Origin of the sequence: Acinetobacter sp. RIT698, from assembly GCF_009668065.1 — a bacterium.
Lineage (GTDB): Bacteria > Pseudomonadota > Gammaproteobacteria > Pseudomonadales > Moraxellaceae > Acinetobacter > Acinetobacter guillouiae.
This window is the reverse complement of sequence record NZ_WJYH01000003.1, coordinates 18,267-35,587: the sequence shown is the minus strand read 5'-3', so window position 1 is coordinate 35,587 and position 17,321 is coordinate 18,267. Positions and strand designations below refer to the sequence as shown.

Genomic DNA, 17,321 nt, shown 5'->3' with positions numbered 1-17,321 from the left:
ATCAATGCGCTATAAAATAGTGAGAAGAAAAGGACAGAATGATGCATCAGCAAGTTTATCACAGCCGTGAAATACAAGCATGGGAAGCGCGTTGGTTTGCTCAGCAAAATAGCGTTTTTGGTTTAATGCAACAGGTGGCTTGGTCAATTGCGCAACGCTTAAATATTTTGTTTCAACAAGCTTCTCCCCAAATTACCACTGTTGCGCTGTGGTGCGGTGCAGGAAATAACGCAGGTGATGGCTATTGTGTTGCCCATTATTTGCATCAATACGGTTATCAAGTCGAAATATTTGCAACTGAAGCAGGGCATTCTCAGCAGTTAAAGGCGGCAATTGAGTTAGTACAGAAAGATAAAATCAAAATCCACCCACATTTTAATATCGAAAAGCGCTTTGATTGTCATATTGATGCACTGTTTGGTATTGGTTTAAACCGTAATTTGGATGATGCATTGCAAGCAATTATTCAACACTATAATGCTCAATCAGGTTTAAAAGTAGCCATTGATATTCCAAGTGGTTTAAATGCTAATACAGGACAACCATTACCTGTGGCGGTAAAAGCAGATCAGACATTGACTGTTTTAGGTCTTAAAGCGGGCTTGTTTACAGGACAAGGTCGAGAATATGCGGGTCAAATTGAGCTCATTTCAATTGTTCCTATAGACCCACAATTAAAAGCGGTCGCACAGTTGTCACCCACCCAGATTCAATTACCACAACGCCAAGCGTTCGGTCATAAAGGCAGTTATGGGCATGTTTTGGTGGTCGGTGGGCATGCAGAGATGGGCGGTGCAGTCATGTTAGCTGCTGAATCTGCATTTAGTGCGGGTGCTGGAAAAGTCACGATTGTATGTCATGCCAAACATCACACTGCAATTCTGGCACGCTCTCCTAACATCATGCTGAGAGATATCAACGCTTTAACTGATGTGGATATTCAAAATTTATTAAGCCATGTGGATGCTGTCAGTTTTGGAATGGGTTTAGGGCGTGATGCTTGGGCGAAACAACAATTTTCAAAATGGTTTTCACCCATTCATTTAACCCCACAGCTGCAAGTGGTTTTAGATGCTGATGCTTTGTGGTTTTTAGCTGAACAAGCTGTTCAACTCAATCAACGAACTTACCTGACGCCTCATCCAGGTGAGGCTGCTAAATTATTAAATTGCTCAGTGGCAGAGATTGAAAATGATCGTATTGCTGCGATTCAAAAACTTCAACAAAAATATTCAGGACAATGGGTACTTAAAGGTTCTGGAAGTTTGATTTTAGAAAAGCATCTATGGATCTGTACTGCGGGGAATGCAGGCATGGGCACTGGTGGGATGGGAGATGTTCTTGCAGGAATGATTGCCAGTTTAAAAGCACAATTTGATGAAAATATTCACTTACATGAAATTGTCACCTTACATGCTTTGGCAGGTGATAGGCTCGCAAAAAACGGTATGCGTGGTTTACAGGCCCAGCAAATGCGTGATGCTGTGTATTATGTGGTCAATCATTCATGGTCAGGAGTGAGTATGTGATGAAAGCGGTAAAATTGTTAATTCGTGGTAAAGTTCAAGCTGTAGGCTATCGTCGTTGGTTTGAAAAAGGAGCCTTACAATTGAATTTAAAAGGCTATGTGAAAAATCTAACTACAGGCGAGGTTGAAGCGGTTGTGGTCGGAGATGAACAAGCGATTTTAAGTTTGATTCGTCATTGCTATGTTGGGCCTTTACGTGCTGATGTTACTAGTATTGAACAACAAAACCTGAATCATGATTTAGACTATACTGATTTTAAGATGATCCGTTAAAGAGATCATTTAGAATAGCAACCACATACTGATATAAATCAATATTACCGATGATGATCAACAAAATTTTATTAAGCTGTATTTTGATGTGCGGTATTCATACTGAGCTTGTCGCACAACCAGTAGACGCTGTGACGAATAAGAATAAGATCGCTTTAAAAGGTTTGGACTTTAAAACTGTGATGAAATCTTTTTACCAAAAACAGATCCAATATGTCAAAATCCCTCAATTAGATCAGAGCAATATACAGTATGTCGGGATTAAAAATGCCGAATATACCCATGTCTTTGATCGTGATGATGCTGTGATTGTATTTAGTCCTGCGAGTGCTTATCAAAATGCTCAAAATGAGTTGCGCTATCTTATAAGTACAACAGAAGTTTCGATAAATAAAAATAATGAATTACTAAACTTTTGTGGTGTATGCGCAACATTTACTAAAATCTACATATTTAAGAAAAATGCTTTAGGTCAATTTGAGTTAGTGAGCCAAAGTCAGGATGAAAATAGTTGGATGAATGCAGATTTTAATTATTTGCCTTATCCGACTGAAAATATAGTTAAAAATATTCGAAAAATTGGTCCGCGAATAAAAGGCTATGTCGAAGAACAAGCGTATAGTCGACAAGGCTATTCAACTAGCACGCTTTATATCGTCCCATTTGATGAAAACCCTGTAATGGTCAAATTGGAAGTTGCAGAAATTGGGAATGACAATGAAGTGACAGGAAGTGATAAAATCTACAATACACAAGCTGATTATCGTTTTTTAAGCACTGAGCATGATGGTTTGTATGATATTGAAATTCACTATTCTGGTACGCAACAAATTTATGTTGGTGATATTGCTAAAATTGTGCCTATAAATGAAACCCATGTTTATCAGTATAATGAAAAACAGCAGAAGTATATTCGAGTGAAATTACATGATTGATAAATATTTAGTTGTTGGAATTGTATTTGCTGCGTGTTTGGTATTGATTATTTATACCCAACTCGATAGTGGGAAAAAAGAAGATAAGTCTTTGTCATTCAAAGCAAAGTTACAAAAGGAATTTCCAAACTATACCATTCTTGAACGGAATCAAAATTTCATAATTTGTCGAGAAGGGAGTAATCCACGTATCCCTGAAGAGTTGGTGTTGATTCGTGTTGATTCAGAACAGAAGAAAAATCTAAGAACTTCTGGGAAAATGTTAATTGCAACCTATACAAAGCAGCCCAGTATTCGTGAGATTCGAAAAGATACTTTGCCTTATTTAACTTGAGATGGGCTCTACCATCTCAATAAATAAAAAACCTTTCAGATCACCTTGGTAATTGCGATAGCTTTTTTATGATTGCAATAGCTTGGACTTTGACATGGGTAGAGCGAGGCGTTTTGGTGGTGTATATAAATTAACGTCGACGACTACTATTGCGACTCCGCCCACGAGCCATACCGCCTAAAGCATTCAGTACAGCTAATTTGCTCATACTGCCAGAAGCATGGGCATGGCAAATTGCTGCAGCGAGTGCATCGGCAGCATCTTGTTGGGGTTGGATTGATAAGTTAAGTAACTTCATCACCATCATCTGAACTTGTTCTTTGTCTGCAGCACCATAGCCCACAACAGATTGTTTAATTTGACGAGCCGTATATTCTGCAACTTGTAAGTCTAAATTGACCAACGCTGCAATTGCCGCGCCACGCGCTTGTCCAAGTTTTAAAGCAGAATCAGGGTTTTGTGCCATAAATACTTGCTCTACAGCAGCTTCTGTAGGGCCATGAAACTGAACAATACGTTCAACTCCAGCAAAAATTCGTTTGAGTCGCTCAGGCATTTCTGTTGTTTCAGTGCGAATTGTACCAGCATCAACAAAAGTAAGTTTTTGACCATCTTTTTCAATGATGCCATAACCTGTTAAGCGTGAACCGGGGTCAATTCCAATAATTAAAGGCATAATACTGCTTATCGTAAGTCTTGCTTCAATTATATGATTCTAAAAATGAATTGTAAGTAAAATTTTAACTTAGTTGTATAATCAAAGTACACAACAGTATTATTTCCCTTAAGCACAGCGCTAGGGTGCTCATTATTTATAAAACCTCAGTCAATAAATCGCACAAATAAATAAAATCGCTGTCAGAACACAAAATTACCCTTTAAAAATTTTTAACTGCCCATATAAATGATAGAAGCAACGAAATTCATTGTTTTTATATGTGAATTTTCAAGCTCACTTTTAATTTATCTTTGAGATGCCTTGTTTCGATGAAACTTTTTCCTATTATTTTAATTGGTACGATTGTTGAAATTGCTGTATGGATTGGTGTAGCCCAGTTCATTAGCGGTTGGTACGTATTTTTCTGGTTTATCATTGCTTTTGTAATTGGTTTAAACTTGTTGCGTTCAAGTACCGCAACAATTATGCCGCAATTACAACAAATGCAAATGACAGGAATGATGGGGAATGATCCTGCAATTGCCAAAAAAATGGCGACAGCATTTGCGGGTATTTTGTTGATGATTCCAGGTTTAATCACCGATGTCTTGGCGCTACTGGTTATTCTTCCACCTGTACAGAATGCAATTAAAAATGCAGGTATGAAATATATGGCGAAAAAGCAACAAGCCATGATGAACAATATGATGGGTGGAATGGGGGACATGGGTGGTGCTCAAGGTCAAAACCCATTTGCAGATTTGATGCGTCAAATGCAGGATATGCAAAACCAGCAATCTGGTGGGCAACATCGTGATTCAACCATTATTGATGGTGAAGCGCATGAAGTTGAACCGCAGCATAAACAAATTGAATTGAAAGATGTAAATCAAAAGTAAAATACAGTCTACGATGTTGAATAGAACGCCGAATCAATGATTCGGCTTTTTTATACCTGAAATCATAGGGTCTGTTGACAATTCGTCTACGTTTGCGACTACGAGTGTTTTTTAGGCGATACTAGGCACGAAATACGAAATTTAGTCATTCTAAATAAGTAGTTCGTAACAAAGTAGCGGCAAAAAACACGCTAGTCCCCCGCTGCGCCTTGCGCTGCAAACAAAGCAGTGCTTTGTTCTTGCTCAGGGTTGTGGCTAAAATTATCTCAGCCTTCGTTATGAAACTCGAAAATAGTCTCACTATTCTCTTCGTTTCCTGCCTTGCCTGCTCAATTTTAGCCTACAACGCAAGCCATTTATGAAATGTCAACAAACCCTAAAGCAAGCATAATTTCTTAAATATATTTTTGATCAAACGATATAATCACTGAGTCACAATTTCTAAGATTTTATTATGTCGATGTTATTGACCATTTGTGCACTACATTTTGTTGCACAGTTGAGTCCTGGTCCAGATGTATTACTTGTCGCTAAAAGCTCAGCATCGACAACACGTGCCAATACTTTAAAAATCATTCTAGGCATCTCTGCCGGTGTGGTGGTATGGGTTGCTTTAACTTTGCTTGGTTTTACGGTTTTATTGGAACAATGGCCATGGATTCAACAAGTCTTGATGCTGATCGGAGGCTTGTTCCTTGCCAAAATGGGCTATGCAATGTTGAGAGGCGGCATTGCAACACTTAAACAAAATACCAATTTAGATGGCGTGATCGAGCAGCCCCCTAAAAACTATTTTCTATTGGGGCTTTATACCAATTTAGCCAACCCTAAGATTGTGATTTATTTTAGTAGTGTTTTTTCATTGGCATTGAGTTCAACAGCAGGTGCAAATTTAAAGCCGCAATTGGCAGTGATTATTCCCATTCAAACATTTTTAGTTTTCAGCCTGTTGATGATGATCATGTCAATTCCTAAAATTAAGCGGATTTATCAAAAATCAGGAAGTTATATCGATATTGTTTCAGGAAGCTTTTTCTTATTATTTGCCATTTTCCTTTGGGTCGATGTCTTGAAGATGTTTTAGTGGTCAGGATGTTGTTGAGGAATTAAAGGCTGTTCTTGTGACTGTTGATCATTGCGACTGTGGTTTTGATCTTGAGTGGTATAACGATGTGGATCTAAGGTTTTAATATTATTTTCAGATTGCGTGTATTTACGACTGCGATTTGCACGTTCTCTTAATCCGCCTTTTTTAATCAGCTGTACCAAAATAATCTCCAAAACAATATCTTTCACTTCACAGATTATAGCTTGAATCAATGTAATACAGAATATTGAATGAATGATCCACAATTTGATAGGTGTTGATTTATAATCAATTATTTTTAGTATATAAAGTTAAGTTATTGAATTTATATGAGAATATATTGAAACAAATTTATCTTGTCAAAAGATACGAATCATGTACACTAAAAAAAGAAACAGATTTTTTGCATTACATATATGGATATAATTGTAGTGTAATAATTAAAAACAATAATAGCGCCATAAAAGGAGATCTGAATATGATTCTACAATATCATTGTGCTTGTTGTGATGAAGCGGTCAGTTCAACACAAAAAGTTTGTCCAAAATGTGGCTCTCAACATATTAAAAGCCCATATGGATTATGGACGTTTTGTCTGGCTGCTTGTTTGATTGCAGCAGTAACGTTTAAAGTGGGACATATTTATTTGCAAAATCACAATACAGAAACGCCAGCGCAAGTTTCTTTATTGAGTGTGTTACAGCCAGATGCTAAATCAGGTGGTCAATAAGTGCTGTAAATGATTGGTTGAATTGTGTAAAGATTTGATTGGGCTTTGAAGAACAATAAAATTACATCATGCTAATGCTTAAAATAAACAAACCATTAGATGTGTTTTAAAGCTATTAAGATATAGATATTAAATGGAGTAGAGGAGGAAAAATTTTGAGGTATTCATCCCGATAACATTAATTCAATAAAAAAGCTCGCATTTGCGAGCTTTTTTAGATTTAGATCTTAGGCTAGAATTACAAATTTGCAGAAGCTTTAAGCGCTTCAACTTTATCTGTTTTTTCCCAAGTAAATGCAGTATCTGAACCTTCACGACCAAAATGACCATAAGCAGCAGTTTGCTTATACATCGGTTGAATTAGGTCAAGCATACGGGTGATACCGTATGGACGTAAGTCAAAATGCTCACGAACCAATTGGATAATCAATTCATCAGATACTTTGCCTGTATTAAATGTATTGATCGAAATCGAAGTTGGCTCAGCAACACCAATTGCATAAGACACTTGAATTTCACATTTATCCGCCAAACCTGCCGCAACAATATTTTTTGCAACATAACGGCCTGCATAAGCAGCAGAACGGTCAACTTTTGATGGGTCTTTACCCGAGAAAGCACCGCCACCATGGCGCGCCATACCACCGTAAGTATCTACAATGATTTTACGACCAGTTAAACCACAGTCACCCACTGGACCACCAATCACAAATAACCCAGTTGGGTTGATGTGAAATTTAGTACCTGCATGGAACATTTCAGCAGGGATAATCTTTTTCACGATTTCTTCAATCACAGCTTCTTTAAGATTAGCTTGTGAAATTTCAGGATCGTGCTGAGTTGAAAGAACAACTGCATCTAGGCGAACAGGTTTGCCATTTTCGTAGGCAAATGTTACTTGGCTTTTTGCATCTGGGCGTAACCACGGTAGTGCGCCGTTACGACGTAATTCAGCTTGTTTTTCCATTAAGCGATGCGCATATGAAATCGGTGCTGGCATCAACACATCAGTTTCACGGCTTGCATAACCAAACATTAAACCTTGGTCACCTGCACCTTGGTCTTCTGGTTTTTGACGGTCTACACCTTGTGCAATTTCAGGTGATTGTTTACCCACCATGTTAATCACAGCACAAGTTGAACCATCAAAACCTAAATCGGTATGGTGATAGCCAATTCCATTTACGGTATTGCGGACAATAGTTTCAAAATCGACATTTGCAGTCGTTGTAATTTCACCTGCAAGAACGACTGCACCAGTTTTTACTAATGTTTCGCATGCAACCCTAGCGTATGGGTCTTCTTTTAAGATTGCATCCAAGATAGCGTCACTGATTTGGTCAGCCATTTTATCTGGATGGCCTTCGCTCACAGATTCCGAAGTAAAAACAGCATACTCGCGCATGAAAGTCCTATCACAGTAATTTATAAAGACGCAATATGTTACATCGACTTCAGCCTGAGGACTAGCATTACCTGACTAAAATGCATGAATTAAATTCATTTTCATGTGTTTTTAATTGATATGCTCATTAGAAAAATTGATAAAAGATTACGATTGAGTCCTGTTTCTTGGAAAATTTGCAAAAGCAGGGCGATTTGCATTCAAGTTATCATGACTTTTTATCGTGTGAAACGCTTTAGCAAGATCTTGTTCTATTGAATATTGATCAGCATGAAATTTTCAATATTTAGACTGAATCGGGTGGTGAAAGAATATCCGAATGTAAATGCATCGCTTAAACATAATCAAATTTGTTTTGCTGATGTTGAGATGTTCGATATGAATAAGAAAAAAGACCGTTTTTAACGTTGATTTAAGACTATTCGGTATATTTTTTAATTAATTTGCAACCTAAGCGGATAAATATAGACTTAAGTCTTTACCCTGATCGCTTTTTTTAAGACAATACATCCCAGTTTTTGAATTTTCTATTCATCTTCCTATATTTTAATTTATTGGACTCTGATTTATGACAACCCCGCTGAATGAACGTCGTATAGCTAACGCAATTCGTGTATTGGCTATGGATGCTGTGCAAAAAGCTAATTCTGGACATCCAGGTGCTCCAATGGGGATGGCAGATATCGCTGATGTCGTATGGCGTGAATTTTTAAACCATAATCCAACCAACCCACAATGGGCAAACCGCGACCGTTTTGTATTGTCAAATGGTCATGGTTCAATGTTGCAATATGCTTTGCTTCATTTAACTGGTTATGATCTTTCTATTGAAGATATTAAACAATTCCGCCAATTACATTCTAAAACTCCTGGTCACCCAGAATTAGGTTATGCACCAGGGATTGAAACGACAACAGGTCCACTTGGTCAAGGTGTTGCCAATGCTGTAGGTTTTGCACTTGCTGAGAAAACTTTAGCGGCACAATTCAATAAAGAAGATATTCAAGTTGTAGATCATTTCACTTACTGTTTCTTGGGTGATGGTTGCTTAATGGAAGGTATTTCCCATGAAGCATGTTCACTTGCTGGAACATTAGGTCTTGGAAAACTCGTTGTTTATTATGATGACAACGGTATTTCTATTGATGGTGAAGTAGAAGGCTGGTTCTCTGACGATACAGAAGAACGCTTTAAAGCTTATGGTTGGCAAGTACTTCGTGCAGATGGTCATGATGCAGATGCAATTCGTGCTGCAACAGTTGCTGCGCGTGCAGAAAGCTCGAAACCAACGTTGATTATCTGTAAAACGATTATTGGTTTAGGTTCGCCAAACAAACAAGGTAAAGAAGATTGCCACGGTGCGCCACTAGGTAATGATGAAATTACATTAACTCGTGAAGCATTGGGTTGGAAAGAAGAGCCGTTTGTTATTCCTGCTGATGTTTATACAGCTTGGGATGCAAAAGCAAAAGGTTCAGCTTCTGAAGCTGCTTGGAATGACATTTTTGCAACCTATGCTGCAAAATACCCAACAGAAGCGGCTGAGTTAAAACGCCGTGTGAATGGTGACTTGCCTGCAGAATTTTTGGCACAAGCGGATGCTTATATTGCTGAAGTGAATGCCAAAGGTGAAACCATTGCAACACGTAAAGCAAGCCAAAATGCGATTCAAGCATTTGCACCTTTACTACCTGAAATTTTAGGTGGTTCTGCTGACTTGGCTGGTTCAAACCTTACACTTTGGAAAGGTGCGAAAGGGGTTGAGTCTGATCCTGCGGGTAACTACGTACATTATGGTGTGCGTGAGTTTGGTATGACTGCAATTGCCAATGGTGTAGCATTGCATGGTGGTTTCATTCCTTATGTAGCAACCTTCCTTATGTTTATGGAATATGCTCGTAATGCAGTTCGTATGTCTGCATTGATGAAACAACGTGTGATCCATGTTTATACTCATGACTCAATTGGTCTAGGTGAAGATGGTCCAACGCATCAACCTGTTGAGCAAATTGCTTCTTTACGCGGTACACCAAATTTAAATACATGGCGTCCATGTGACACAGTTGAAGCGTCTATTTCTTGGAAATCTGCTTTAACACGTAACGAAGGTCCTACAGCGTTAATTTTCTCTCGTCAAAACTTACCATTCCAAACACGTACTCAAGCTCAGATTGAGAATGTTGTGAAAGGTGGTTATGTATTGGCTGAAGAAAAAGGCGAATTAAAAGCGATCATCATCGCGACTGGTTCAGAAGTTTCATTGGCAATGGAAGCATATGCACAACTTGATGGTGTACGTGTAGTGTCTATGCCATGTGCGGAAGAATTTGTGAAGCAAGATGCTGCATATCGTGAAGCGGTATTACCATCAAATATCCGTGCACGTGTTGCAGTTGAAGCTGGACATGTAGATTACTGGTGGAAATTTGTAGGTTTAGACGGCAAAGTTATTGGTATGTCGACTTATGGTGAGTCTGCACCAGCCAAAGATTTATTCCAATTCTTTGGTATTACTACTGAAGCTGTTGTTGGCGCTGTAAAAGAATTAACTGCTTAATTCTTGCATCGTTTTAAATATGGAAACGCTCCGCTAGGGGCGTTTTTTTATTGCTCTGCATTCACTTTTTAAAAATAAAAAATAGAAACCATGTGTTTAAAGTTATTTTTCTTCTAAGAAATATGAAGGTTTACCTTAAGCCATCTAAAATAGATCAGCATTTTTTAGATGAATGGAAAGAGCATTGATTAAAAACACCATCATCGATAACTGTTAGGCGGTGTTTATTTTGCTTACTGGTTTTTTTACGTGGTGTGCTGAAACTAAATTATGATGATCATCACGAATAGTAAAAGATATATAGCTCCTTAGTGAAAGTGATCTTAGGGAAAGCGTGATAAGTCAGTTTGAGCTTGATAAACTAACTCTTCAATTGAGTGATGAATTAAAAAAAAGGAATGTTTTTATAAATGATATTAATCAAAAATTAGAAACAGTGTGTCATTCATTTTAGTCTTGTTGACATGTGTCAACATATGGTCGTATAATTTATTTAGAATAGGTGTAACCATGGATAAGCATCCTAATAAGCATATTCGTGAAGCAATCGAATATGCAATTGAAAATGGGTGGGATGTTGTGGAATCAGGTAAATCATCACATGCATTTTGTAGACTGCGTTGTATAGCAGGGCATACGGAGCATCAAATGAGTGTATGGAGTACGCCTAGAAATCCAGAGAATCATGCAAAGCAAATTATTCGTAATGTTAATCAATGCAATGGAGAGTGAACAATGAATACTTATCACTTTACAATTGTGATTCGTGATGCACGTCCAAATATAGAGAATTTAGAAGATAAATTATTTGAAGCTGGTTGTGATGATGCTTTGATCTGTAGTTCAAATAGTACTGTTTATTTGGAATTTGATCGCGAAGCGAGCAGTGCTGCTGAGGCGATTAATTCTGCATTTGAAAACATTCAATCGGCAGGGTTTAACCAATTAGTTTTGGAAGAGAATGGGGTTGCCTCATTATCTGAAATGGCTGAGCGTGCAGGATTAAGTCGCCAAGCTCTATCACTATATGCATTAAATAAACGAGGTGATGGTTTGTTTCCTACACCAATATATGGCGTATCTACTAAATCTCCTTTGTGGTCATGGCCAGAAGTAGCAACTTGGCTTTTTAAACAAGGCAAGCTTGCTAAAGATCAATATGATGTTGCCCAAGTAAAAGCTTTTTCATCTTGATCAAGGCATAGGCATATTCTTTTAGAGTGGACAACGTTATGGTAATCCACTAGATATTAAGTTCACTTTTTAGTGGGTTTTTTGCTTTTTTATCGTATAAAAATATCTCCAATAATAAGGAGCTAAAGTGTTTATAGATTTAAAAATAGTGTAAGTCTTGGCAATCAGTTTTATTTTAGCAGAATATATTAGGGTACAAAACTTCGCTCAACTCTAGAAGCAGGTAGGGATATTAAGTGCTACATTTAAATATAAGTTTCTGAATTATAAAGTATAAAAACTCCCTATTTAGCACATTTTTATTTTATGAAATTTGTTTGTAAATTAAGTAAATTTTAGTGGCAGTTTTTTGCAATAGGTATATAGTTGTGCCATTCATTGGGTATTCATGAAACATAGTGATACATATCCTAGAAGTGAGGAAAATATGAGCCTTTATGAACAAATTAGTGATGAAATTACCTTGATGGACGCAGGTGAGCAAAAGTGGATTGGGCAAGATTTGCCGCTTGAATCTATGGTTGCAGTTGAGTTGCTGTTACAGGATTTTCAAGAAGATAAGTTGATTAAGATCCGCCGTAAAAACCATGAAAAACAATCTGGTTTAAAACAGGTCGATCGTGTCTTGGTTGAAAAGTTATAAGTTTAAAAGCCCCGAAAGGGGCTTTGATTTTTATCGTTTGTAATTTTAAGAATTAATCTTCATTTAAATTAACAGCTGAAAAAAATTATAATTATAGAATCTATTCTTGAAAATATAAAAGATCAGCAAATGAATACTGAACAAGAACAATATTCCATAAAACTAAAAGAATTGATTGCACAAGGTTATAAAATTTTTTCTGTATATAGTCTTGATAAAACGGAAGCTTTAGATGCCTGTATGTGTGGTGGTTGTTCTTTTGAGGAAGATCATATTTATTTGAAAAATACACCATTGCAACGAATTGAGATTGGTATTTTCAACAATTATGTAAATGCAGCATATTCAAATCAAACACCGCTATGCGAGTTCAAATATTTTTTACCATTGTTTTTAGATTTTTTAGTGCAAGGAACCAATAATTTTTTATCAGAAAATTATTTCTTTCAGCGCATAAGTGCTTATAGCTTAAGGGACTGGACTATTGGGGAATTAATCTTTTTACAGCAATTTGCAGAAACTTATATTCATTATCATTTATATCAAGAAGAGAATGCTGAATTTAAATATATAGAAAATTTTTTGGATATGTTTCAGTCTTATTTGTTTGATACAGAAAAATTGTCAAATCTCTGTTTAAATCATCCCTCAGCATATAGCCTAATTGACTATGCAATGCAAAAAGTGAATAGCGGTTATGATGAATATGAACAAGCAGATGAATTAAGTCTTACTTCTGAACGTGTTAGAAAAATCTTATTGCACTGGAACAATGACCAGACTATTCGTCAGCATTTCATAGATTGTTATAATGCTTTTAAACATCAAGGTTATACTTTTGATCAAGGAAATGCTAACTGGGTCAGAATATGGATAGAGGGCATTGAGCAGGGTATTTATTAAGAAGCATACCTGATCCTCTTGTTATAAAACGGGGAATTCTTATTCAATACCCAACTCTGTCTGAATTTGAATATTTGAAGTCAATAATTTATGAACAGGGCAGCTTTCTGCAACTTTTAGCAGTCGCTTATGTTGCTCCTCGGTGAAATCACCTTTAAGAACAATTTTCCTTGAAATATTATTTTGACCTGCTTCAGGATCACCCTCAGGATTTAAAACTAAATCTAATTGTACATGTTCAATTTTAAGCCCTTTATGATTTGCATACATTTCTAGGGTGACCACAGTACAAGCACCTAATGCAGATAATAAAATTTGAATCGGGTTCGGTGCGGTATCTTGACCACCTTTATCGCTAGGTTCATCGGCATACCATGTATGTCCTTGCGGATTGGTGAGTGTTACACGATAAGCTGTTTGTGTACTTTTGCTTGAGCAATATTTGCCATAAAACATTCGTCAGATAAAAAAGATCAGTACTATAAATATAAAATTTCCCTAAAATGGTCTAGTGTAATTTATTGCTTTATAAATTTTAGCTTTGAATTTAGCCTATGGTCTATGCTTTGCTTAATTAGATTCTAAAAAATTAAATAATTATAAAACAATGCTTTATATTTATTTTTAAGGTTTTGGTCAAGTTTTAAAAATGGTCATTATAGAATCGTTGCATATATGCAACATATCGTATTATCAATAACAATGAATTTATACGGGAAGTGTATAAACTAATATCCATTCGATAGCGAGAATATAAAGATGAACTTTAAAGCATTAACATTGGGTTTAGCCGTAGCATCAGTTGCAACTTTCAGCATGGCAAAGCCTGTAGATTACAAAATTGATCCAACACATACCGCAACAGTATTTACTTGGAATCATTTCGGTTTTTCAACACCTTCAGCAAACTTCAGTGACATCCAAGGTACGATCTCTGTTGATAATGCAAAACCAGCAGACTCATCTGTCAATGTAACTATTCCATTGTCTAGTTTAAATACCAATGTTGCAGCATTAGATGAACATTTAAAAAATGCAGATTTCTTTGATGCTGCAAAGTATCCAAACATCACTTTTAAAAGTACGAAAGTTCAAGCTTTAGGTAAAAACAAATACAAAATCACAGGTAACTTAACTGTGAAAGATGTGACGAAACCTGTTGTTTTAGATGCTGTTTTAAACAAACAAGGTGAGCATCCAATGACTAAAGCACAGTCAATTGGTTTCAATGCAACGACATCATTTAATCGTTCAGCATTTGGTGTTGGAGCATATGTCCCGAATGTAGGTGATAAAATCACTGTAAATATTACAACAGAAGCTTCTGTAGCGAAGTAATATTGAAATAGATCAAAGGCCTATAAAGTTAGTTTAACTTGCTTTATAGGCCTTTTTTATCGTCTATTCCTTATCCAATTTAAGATATTTAAATAATCATTACTCACTATGATTTGCTCTATAGGCAAAATCAGCTATTTTTCAGTCGTTGCAATTCTTTCATATTTTTAAATTTTTTCTAACATTATCATGATACTGCCTATATAAAATGCTAGACAATACTGCTGGGAGACTAGCGACTATTTCGAACTGCTCTAGAAAAACTACCGTCGTCTGTGTAGTTAATGGTCGGTGCAAAAAAACCAGTCTTAAAGTTGACTTTCCATGCCTTATATTTGTAGCCTATAGGTTTCCATGGGGATAATGAACTTGACCAATATTTACCATTAGATGGGGTATTCGGAAAAATATGAGTATCTAATGTAGGGCTAGTTGAATCATCAGCACAGTTAGTCGGAGCTTTTTGCCCATAAGGTAATTTTTTCATTTCAAGTTCATGATCTTGTCCATATTGTCTCCGCTCTTGTTCTGGTAATTGTATTTGTCCTATTTTCCTCCAGCCAGTACTACATTTACGAATTGTTATTAATTCTTTTATTTTGGGAACACGCCAGTTATTTTTACCTTCAAATCCACCATTTTTATTCATTTGATCAAGATAATCTTGTGCATCTTCCCAGTTTTTAAATTCCAAAGGATCACCCTTACAAGTTGAGCCTGTCCATGATTGCCCAATTGAACAACGCATCCATATTAGACCTGTTGCAGGGTCACGCCATTGCCCAGATTTGCTTAATTGCTCATCCGTTTCTGCGTAAACACTCATAGCGCTTGTTGAAAATATCAGTAGCAAGGATGCTGGAATTAAGCTTTTACGCTGCTCAATACAAAGTTTAAATTGATTAAAGATATTCATTTTGTCTTAGTAATTAAGGAATAGTTCTCTTTAATTTACTTTTACTTCCCTCCAAAGTAAATGTAGAAAAACCTGAATACCGTATTATCGTTGCCTTGATATATTTCAAAACTACATTGATGAATATCGAGCAATGGTAAAGTGGATGATGTCTATATCTATTTTAACTAGGCTTTTTATCACCTAGTTAAAAGTTGAATCGATCTAATCAGTCCGGATATCTAAATATTCAATATAACCGGTACCATCAACTGTACGACCCTTGAATGTACCTTTATATTGGTAGCTCCCCGCATAGCCTCCAGCCATGCCATATTGAAAATCAGCATTTGTTAGACCATCAATATGTATTAACGGATTTCCATTATCATCATTCACGCACCATGAGAAGGTACGAGGTAAACGCATTGATAAACCATTCGGGGTTATAACGCGCTGAGCTTCAAATGCATGGACATTAAAATTAAATCCATTTGAATGAATACTGCCATGATCATCTGTAGAACGAATATATACTCGGCGTTGCAATACCAGATTTAATGGACCAAGAACTTCTACAAGTAGGACTTGAGTTTTCTCATCGATATTTAAAATATGATAAGTAAAATAATTGATATATAAGTTTACATCTACTGCACGAGCATATTCATAAGTACAAAGACCCTGAACCTTGTTTTTTTTACCTTGATATTCAAGAAATCCTTCATATGTACATAATAATGCCCAGTGATCATATAAACCCAATGACATTTGCGCAAAATGGGCAATTTTATCAGTCGCACGAATCTTTAAATCAAAATTGAAATCATGACCTTCACGATGCGCATGAAAATTTGGATATGCGCCTTCGAGTAACACGTCACGACCAAAGCTTAAAGATGAACCATTACTTTCCAATACACAGTCATTTTCTACACTATAGCCATTAAAGTATTCTTTTGTACCTACTGCAGTACCGATTAATACATTTGCAGTATCAAGCGCAGTAGTTTTGATCAAATGTTGATTCCGAAAAATTTTTACACGAGGTTGGCCAACCACAATTAATAGATTCAAAAAATTAAATGGTGCTTCAAGATTCGGAATCATAACCCCATAATGAACGCAAGAATACTTTCCTTTTGGTGTATGCGTTGGCGTATTCACATCAAAAGGTCTTCCGTTGATTGTCTCTGAACGATCGATAAAATGATGTAAAAACTTTGGCGCAGCAATGTGTTTGGGTAATAATCGTTTCATCTAAATGATCCTTAATACTTTATTTGTTAAAATTTACAGTTCTAATGAGATGCCTTGACGAGCACTTTTTATATCCAATGCACTCTTAGAGGTAATTTTAAGATATGATTTTGCAAATATTTTCTGTGATGTCTTGTTTAGGATTATTTCAAAATTTTTAGGTAGTTTTATTCCTAAGGGATTGCTTTCTTTAATCGAAAGCTCAGTAAAAACACGTGTTCCCATAATATAATCAAACCACGGACGTGTAACACACCAATTGGCATTTTGATTACTTGCCATATGATGATCATAGTGCCAAGGGATTCGTTTACGTGCATATTCAGGGTCTAGATGAGATTTTGCATGTACTCGCCAATAATTCCAAATCCCATAATATAAGCTGGCAGTAAAAAATGGTGCAATGGGTAAAAATACAGTTGAAACCGCGGCTAAACCTAACAATGCGGTTTTTTCATTATAAATTTCTGCATTTTTAAACATAGATTCACGATATCCTTCATCATGAAACACATCTATTCTGGCACGTTTATGATGTGCTATATGTGTGAAGAAAGGGCTATTACGGTGTTTACTTGGAAACTCATGCAACCATACCTTATGTGCATACCATTCAAATCCATTCGCAACTAAAAGGCCAATTGGAAAACCTAACATCTCTGATCCTTTTCAATTAAGAAAT

Annotated in this window: 20 protein-coding genes; 13 read left to right on the top strand and 7 right to left on the bottom strand. The window is 36.4% G+C overall.

Going from position 1 to position 17,321, the window contains the following annotated elements:
- Window positions 1-41 precede the first annotated feature (41 nt).
- From GJV03_RS01935 to GJV03_RS01920, 4 genes are read left to right on the top strand one after another with little or no spacing between them, the layout of a single operon-like run.
- Entirely contained in the window at window positions 42-1,529 is a 1,488-nt protein-coding gene (locus GJV03_RS01935; protein ID WP_154129351.1) for an NAD(P)H-hydrate dehydratase, read from the top strand.
- Window positions 1,529-1,801: an acylphosphatase gene (locus GJV03_RS01930; protein ID WP_154129350.1), complete on the top strand. Its 273-nt coding sequence runs from the start codon at window positions 1,529-1,531 to the stop codon at window positions 1,799-1,801. The genes GJV03_RS01935 and GJV03_RS01930 overlap by 1 nt, the downstream gene beginning before the upstream one ends.
- 50 nt (window positions 1,802-1,851) lie before the next feature.
- On the top strand, window positions 1,852-2,736 hold the full coding sequence (locus tag GJV03_RS01925) for a hypothetical protein (protein WP_154129349.1): 885 nt from the start codon (window positions 1,852-1,854) through the stop codon (window positions 2,734-2,736).
- On the top strand, window positions 2,729-3,070 hold the full coding sequence (locus tag GJV03_RS01920) for a hypothetical protein (RefSeq protein WP_004719458.1): 342 nt from the start codon (window positions 2,729-2,731) through the stop codon (window positions 3,068-3,070). The genes GJV03_RS01925 and GJV03_RS01920 overlap by 8 nt, the downstream gene beginning before the upstream one ends.
- A 130-nt stretch (window positions 3,071-3,200) precedes the next feature.
- On the opposite strand, the gene ruvC is transcribed toward GJV03_RS01920, so the two are convergent.
- Complete coding sequence (ruvC, locus tag GJV03_RS01915) at window positions 3,201-3,746, bottom strand: crossover junction endodeoxyribonuclease RuvC (RefSeq protein WP_004719459.1); 546 nt, start codon at window positions 3,744-3,746, stop codon at window positions 3,201-3,203.
- Between the two features lie 311 nt (window positions 3,747-4,057).
- Here ruvC and GJV03_RS01910 point away from each other — a divergent pair, with 311 nt between their 5' ends.
- Together GJV03_RS01910 and GJV03_RS01905 are read left to right on the top strand one after the other, a co-directional pair.
- Window positions 4,058-4,627 (top strand): FxsA family protein, encoded by a 570-nt coding sequence (locus GJV03_RS01910; RefSeq protein WP_056512734.1) that lies wholly within the window; start codon window positions 4,058-4,060, stop codon window positions 4,625-4,627.
- 454 nt (window positions 4,628-5,081) lie between these two features.
- Entirely contained in the window at window positions 5,082-5,711 is a 630-nt protein-coding gene (locus GJV03_RS01905; protein ID WP_056512737.1) for a LysE family transporter, read from the top strand.
- On the opposite strand, the gene GJV03_RS01900 is transcribed toward GJV03_RS01905, so the two are convergent.
- On the bottom strand, window positions 5,708-5,896 hold the full coding sequence (locus tag GJV03_RS01900) for a hypothetical protein (protein WP_056512843.1): 189 nt from the start codon (window positions 5,894-5,896) through the stop codon (window positions 5,708-5,710). The two genes, GJV03_RS01905 and GJV03_RS01900, sit on opposite strands and share 4 nt — an antisense overlap.
- Window positions 5,897-6,192: 296 nt before the next feature.
- On the opposite strand from GJV03_RS01900, the gene GJV03_RS01895 reads away from it, so the two are divergent.
- Window positions 6,193-6,444 (top strand): hypothetical protein, encoded by a 252-nt coding sequence (locus tag GJV03_RS01895; RefSeq protein ID WP_004719463.1) that lies wholly within the window; start codon window positions 6,193-6,195, stop codon window positions 6,442-6,444.
- A gap of 238 nt (window positions 6,445-6,682) precedes the next feature.
- Here GJV03_RS01895 and metK read toward each other — a convergent pair whose 3' ends face one another.
- Window positions 6,683-7,849 (bottom strand): methionine adenosyltransferase, encoded by a 1,167-nt coding sequence (gene metK, locus GJV03_RS01890; RefSeq protein WP_004719464.1) that lies wholly within the window; start codon window positions 7,847-7,849, stop codon window positions 6,683-6,685.
- A gap of 568 nt (window positions 7,850-8,417) precedes the next feature.
- Here metK and tkt point away from each other — a divergent pair.
- The 5 genes from tkt to GJV03_RS01865 all read left to right on the top strand — a co-directional run bounded on the left by tkt (window position 8,418) and on the right by GJV03_RS01865 (window position 13,146).
- Window positions 8,418-10,406 (top strand): transketolase, encoded by a 1,989-nt coding sequence (tkt, locus tag GJV03_RS01885; protein ID WP_154129348.1) that lies wholly within the window; start codon window positions 8,418-8,420, stop codon window positions 10,404-10,406.
- Between the two features lie 510 nt (window positions 10,407-10,916).
- Entirely contained in the window at window positions 10,917-11,138 is a 222-nt protein-coding gene (locus GJV03_RS01880) for a hypothetical protein (RefSeq protein ID WP_004822338.1), read from the top strand.
- 3 nt (window positions 11,139-11,141) lie between these two features.
- Window positions 11,142-11,600: a transcriptional regulator gene (locus tag GJV03_RS01875; RefSeq protein WP_105713709.1), complete on the top strand. Its 459-nt coding sequence runs from the start codon at window positions 11,142-11,144 to the stop codon at window positions 11,598-11,600.
- A gap of 427 nt (window positions 11,601-12,027) precedes the next feature.
- Window positions 12,028-12,243, top strand: coding sequence for a hypothetical protein (locus tag GJV03_RS01870; protein ID WP_004719469.1), 216 nt, complete (start codon window positions 12,028-12,030; stop codon window positions 12,241-12,243).
- Between the two features lie 129 nt (window positions 12,244-12,372).
- Entirely contained in the window at window positions 12,373-13,146 is a 774-nt protein-coding gene (locus GJV03_RS01865; protein ID WP_154129347.1) for a hypothetical protein, read from the top strand.
- A 39-nt stretch (window positions 13,147-13,185) separates the two neighbouring features.
- Here GJV03_RS01865 and GJV03_RS01860 read toward each other — a convergent pair whose 3' ends face one another.
- Window positions 13,186-13,602, bottom strand: a complete 417-nt coding sequence (locus tag GJV03_RS01860) for an OsmC family protein (protein ID WP_154129346.1) — start codon at window positions 13,600-13,602, stop codon at window positions 13,186-13,188.
- Between the two features lie 303 nt (window positions 13,603-13,905).
- Between GJV03_RS01860 and GJV03_RS01855 the strand changes: the two genes are divergently transcribed.
- Window positions 13,906-14,484: a YceI family protein gene (locus tag GJV03_RS01855; RefSeq protein ID WP_004719471.1), complete on the top strand. Its 579-nt coding sequence runs from the start codon at window positions 13,906-13,908 to the stop codon at window positions 14,482-14,484.
- Between the two features lie 232 nt (window positions 14,485-14,716).
- Here the strand turns inward: GJV03_RS01855 and GJV03_RS01850 are convergent, their stop codons facing one another.
- From GJV03_RS01850 to GJV03_RS01840, 3 genes are all read right to left on the bottom strand, one after another.
- Window positions 14,717-15,400 carry a DUF1566 domain-containing protein gene (locus GJV03_RS01850; RefSeq protein ID WP_004719474.1) on the bottom strand — a complete coding sequence of 228 codons (684 nt, stop codon included), beginning with the start codon at window positions 15,398-15,400 and terminating at the stop codon, window positions 14,717-14,719.
- Between the two features lie 204 nt (window positions 15,401-15,604).
- The gene (locus GJV03_RS01845; protein WP_154129345.1) at window positions 15,605-16,639 is read right to left on the bottom strand and encodes a DUF6670 family protein; all 1,035 of its coding nucleotides are present in this window, start codon (window positions 16,637-16,639) and stop codon (window positions 15,605-15,607) included.
- Window positions 16,640-16,672: 33 nt separating this feature from the next.
- The gene (locus tag GJV03_RS01840) at window positions 16,673-17,296 is read right to left on the bottom strand and encodes a hypothetical protein (RefSeq protein ID WP_154129344.1); all 624 of its coding nucleotides are present in this window, start codon (window positions 17,294-17,296) and stop codon (window positions 16,673-16,675) included.
- Window positions 17,297-17,321: the final 25 nt, after the last annotated feature.

What these genes read in the sequence shown, in the direction of transcription:
- GJV03_RS01925 (WP_154129349.1), top strand. Translation starts at nt 1,852, where the DNA reads ATGATGATCAACAAAATTTTATTAAGCTGTATTTTGATGTGCGGTATT.
- GJV03_RS01910 (WP_056512734.1), top strand. Translation starts at nt 4,058, where the DNA reads ATGAAACTTTTTCCTATTATTTTAATTGGTACGATTGTTGAAATTGCT.
- GJV03_RS01855 (WP_004719471.1), top strand. Translation starts at nt 13,906, where the DNA reads ATGAACTTTAAAGCATTAACATTGGGTTTAGCCGTAGCATCAGTTGCA.
- GJV03_RS01865 (WP_154129347.1), top strand. Translation starts at nt 12,373, where the DNA reads ATGAATACTGAACAAGAACAATATTCCATAAAACTAAAAGAATTGATT.
- GJV03_RS01850 (WP_004719474.1), bottom strand. Translation starts at nt 15,400, where the DNA reads ATGAATATCTTTAATCAATTTAAACTTTGTATTGAGCAGCGTAAAAGC.
- metK (WP_004719464.1), bottom strand. Translation starts at nt 7,849, where the DNA reads ATGCGCGAGTATGCTGTTTTTACTTCGGAATCTGTGAGCGAAGGCCAT.
- GJV03_RS01930 (WP_154129350.1), top strand. Translation starts at nt 1,529, where the DNA reads ATGAAAGCGGTAAAATTGTTAATTCGTGGTAAAGTTCAAGCTGTAGGC.
- GJV03_RS01895 (WP_004719463.1), top strand. Translation starts at nt 6,193, where the DNA reads ATGATTCTACAATATCATTGTGCTTGTTGTGATGAAGCGGTCAGTTCA.
- GJV03_RS01920 (WP_004719458.1), top strand. Translation starts at nt 2,729, where the DNA reads ATGATTGATAAATATTTAGTTGTTGGAATTGTATTTGCTGCGTGTTTG.
- GJV03_RS01845 (WP_154129345.1), bottom strand. Translation starts at nt 16,639, where the DNA reads ATGAAACGATTATTACCCAAACACATTGCTGCGCCAAAGTTTTTACAT.
- tkt (WP_154129348.1), top strand. Translation starts at nt 8,418, where the DNA reads ATGACAACCCCGCTGAATGAACGTCGTATAGCTAACGCAATTCGTGTA.
- GJV03_RS01875 (WP_105713709.1), top strand. Translation starts at nt 11,142, where the DNA reads ATGAATACTTATCACTTTACAATTGTGATTCGTGATGCACGTCCAAAT.
- GJV03_RS01935 (WP_154129351.1), top strand. Translation starts at nt 42, where the DNA reads ATGCATCAGCAAGTTTATCACAGCCGTGAAATACAAGCATGGGAAGCG.
- GJV03_RS01880 (WP_004822338.1), top strand. Translation starts at nt 10,917, where the DNA reads ATGGATAAGCATCCTAATAAGCATATTCGTGAAGCAATCGAATATGCA.
- GJV03_RS01870 (WP_004719469.1), top strand. Translation starts at nt 12,028, where the DNA reads ATGAGCCTTTATGAACAAATTAGTGATGAAATTACCTTGATGGACGCA.
- GJV03_RS01860 (WP_154129346.1), bottom strand. Translation starts at nt 13,602, where the DNA reads ATGTTTTATGGCAAATATTGCTCAAGCAAAAGTACACAAACAGCTTAT.
- GJV03_RS01905 (WP_056512737.1), top strand. Translation starts at nt 5,082, where the DNA reads ATGTCGATGTTATTGACCATTTGTGCACTACATTTTGTTGCACAGTTG.
- GJV03_RS01840 (WP_154129344.1), bottom strand. Translation starts at nt 17,296, where the DNA reads ATGTTAGGTTTTCCAATTGGCCTTTTAGTTGCGAATGGATTTGAATGG.
- ruvC (WP_004719459.1), bottom strand. Translation starts at nt 3,746, where the DNA reads ATGCCTTTAATTATTGGAATTGACCCCGGTTCACGCTTAACAGGTTAT.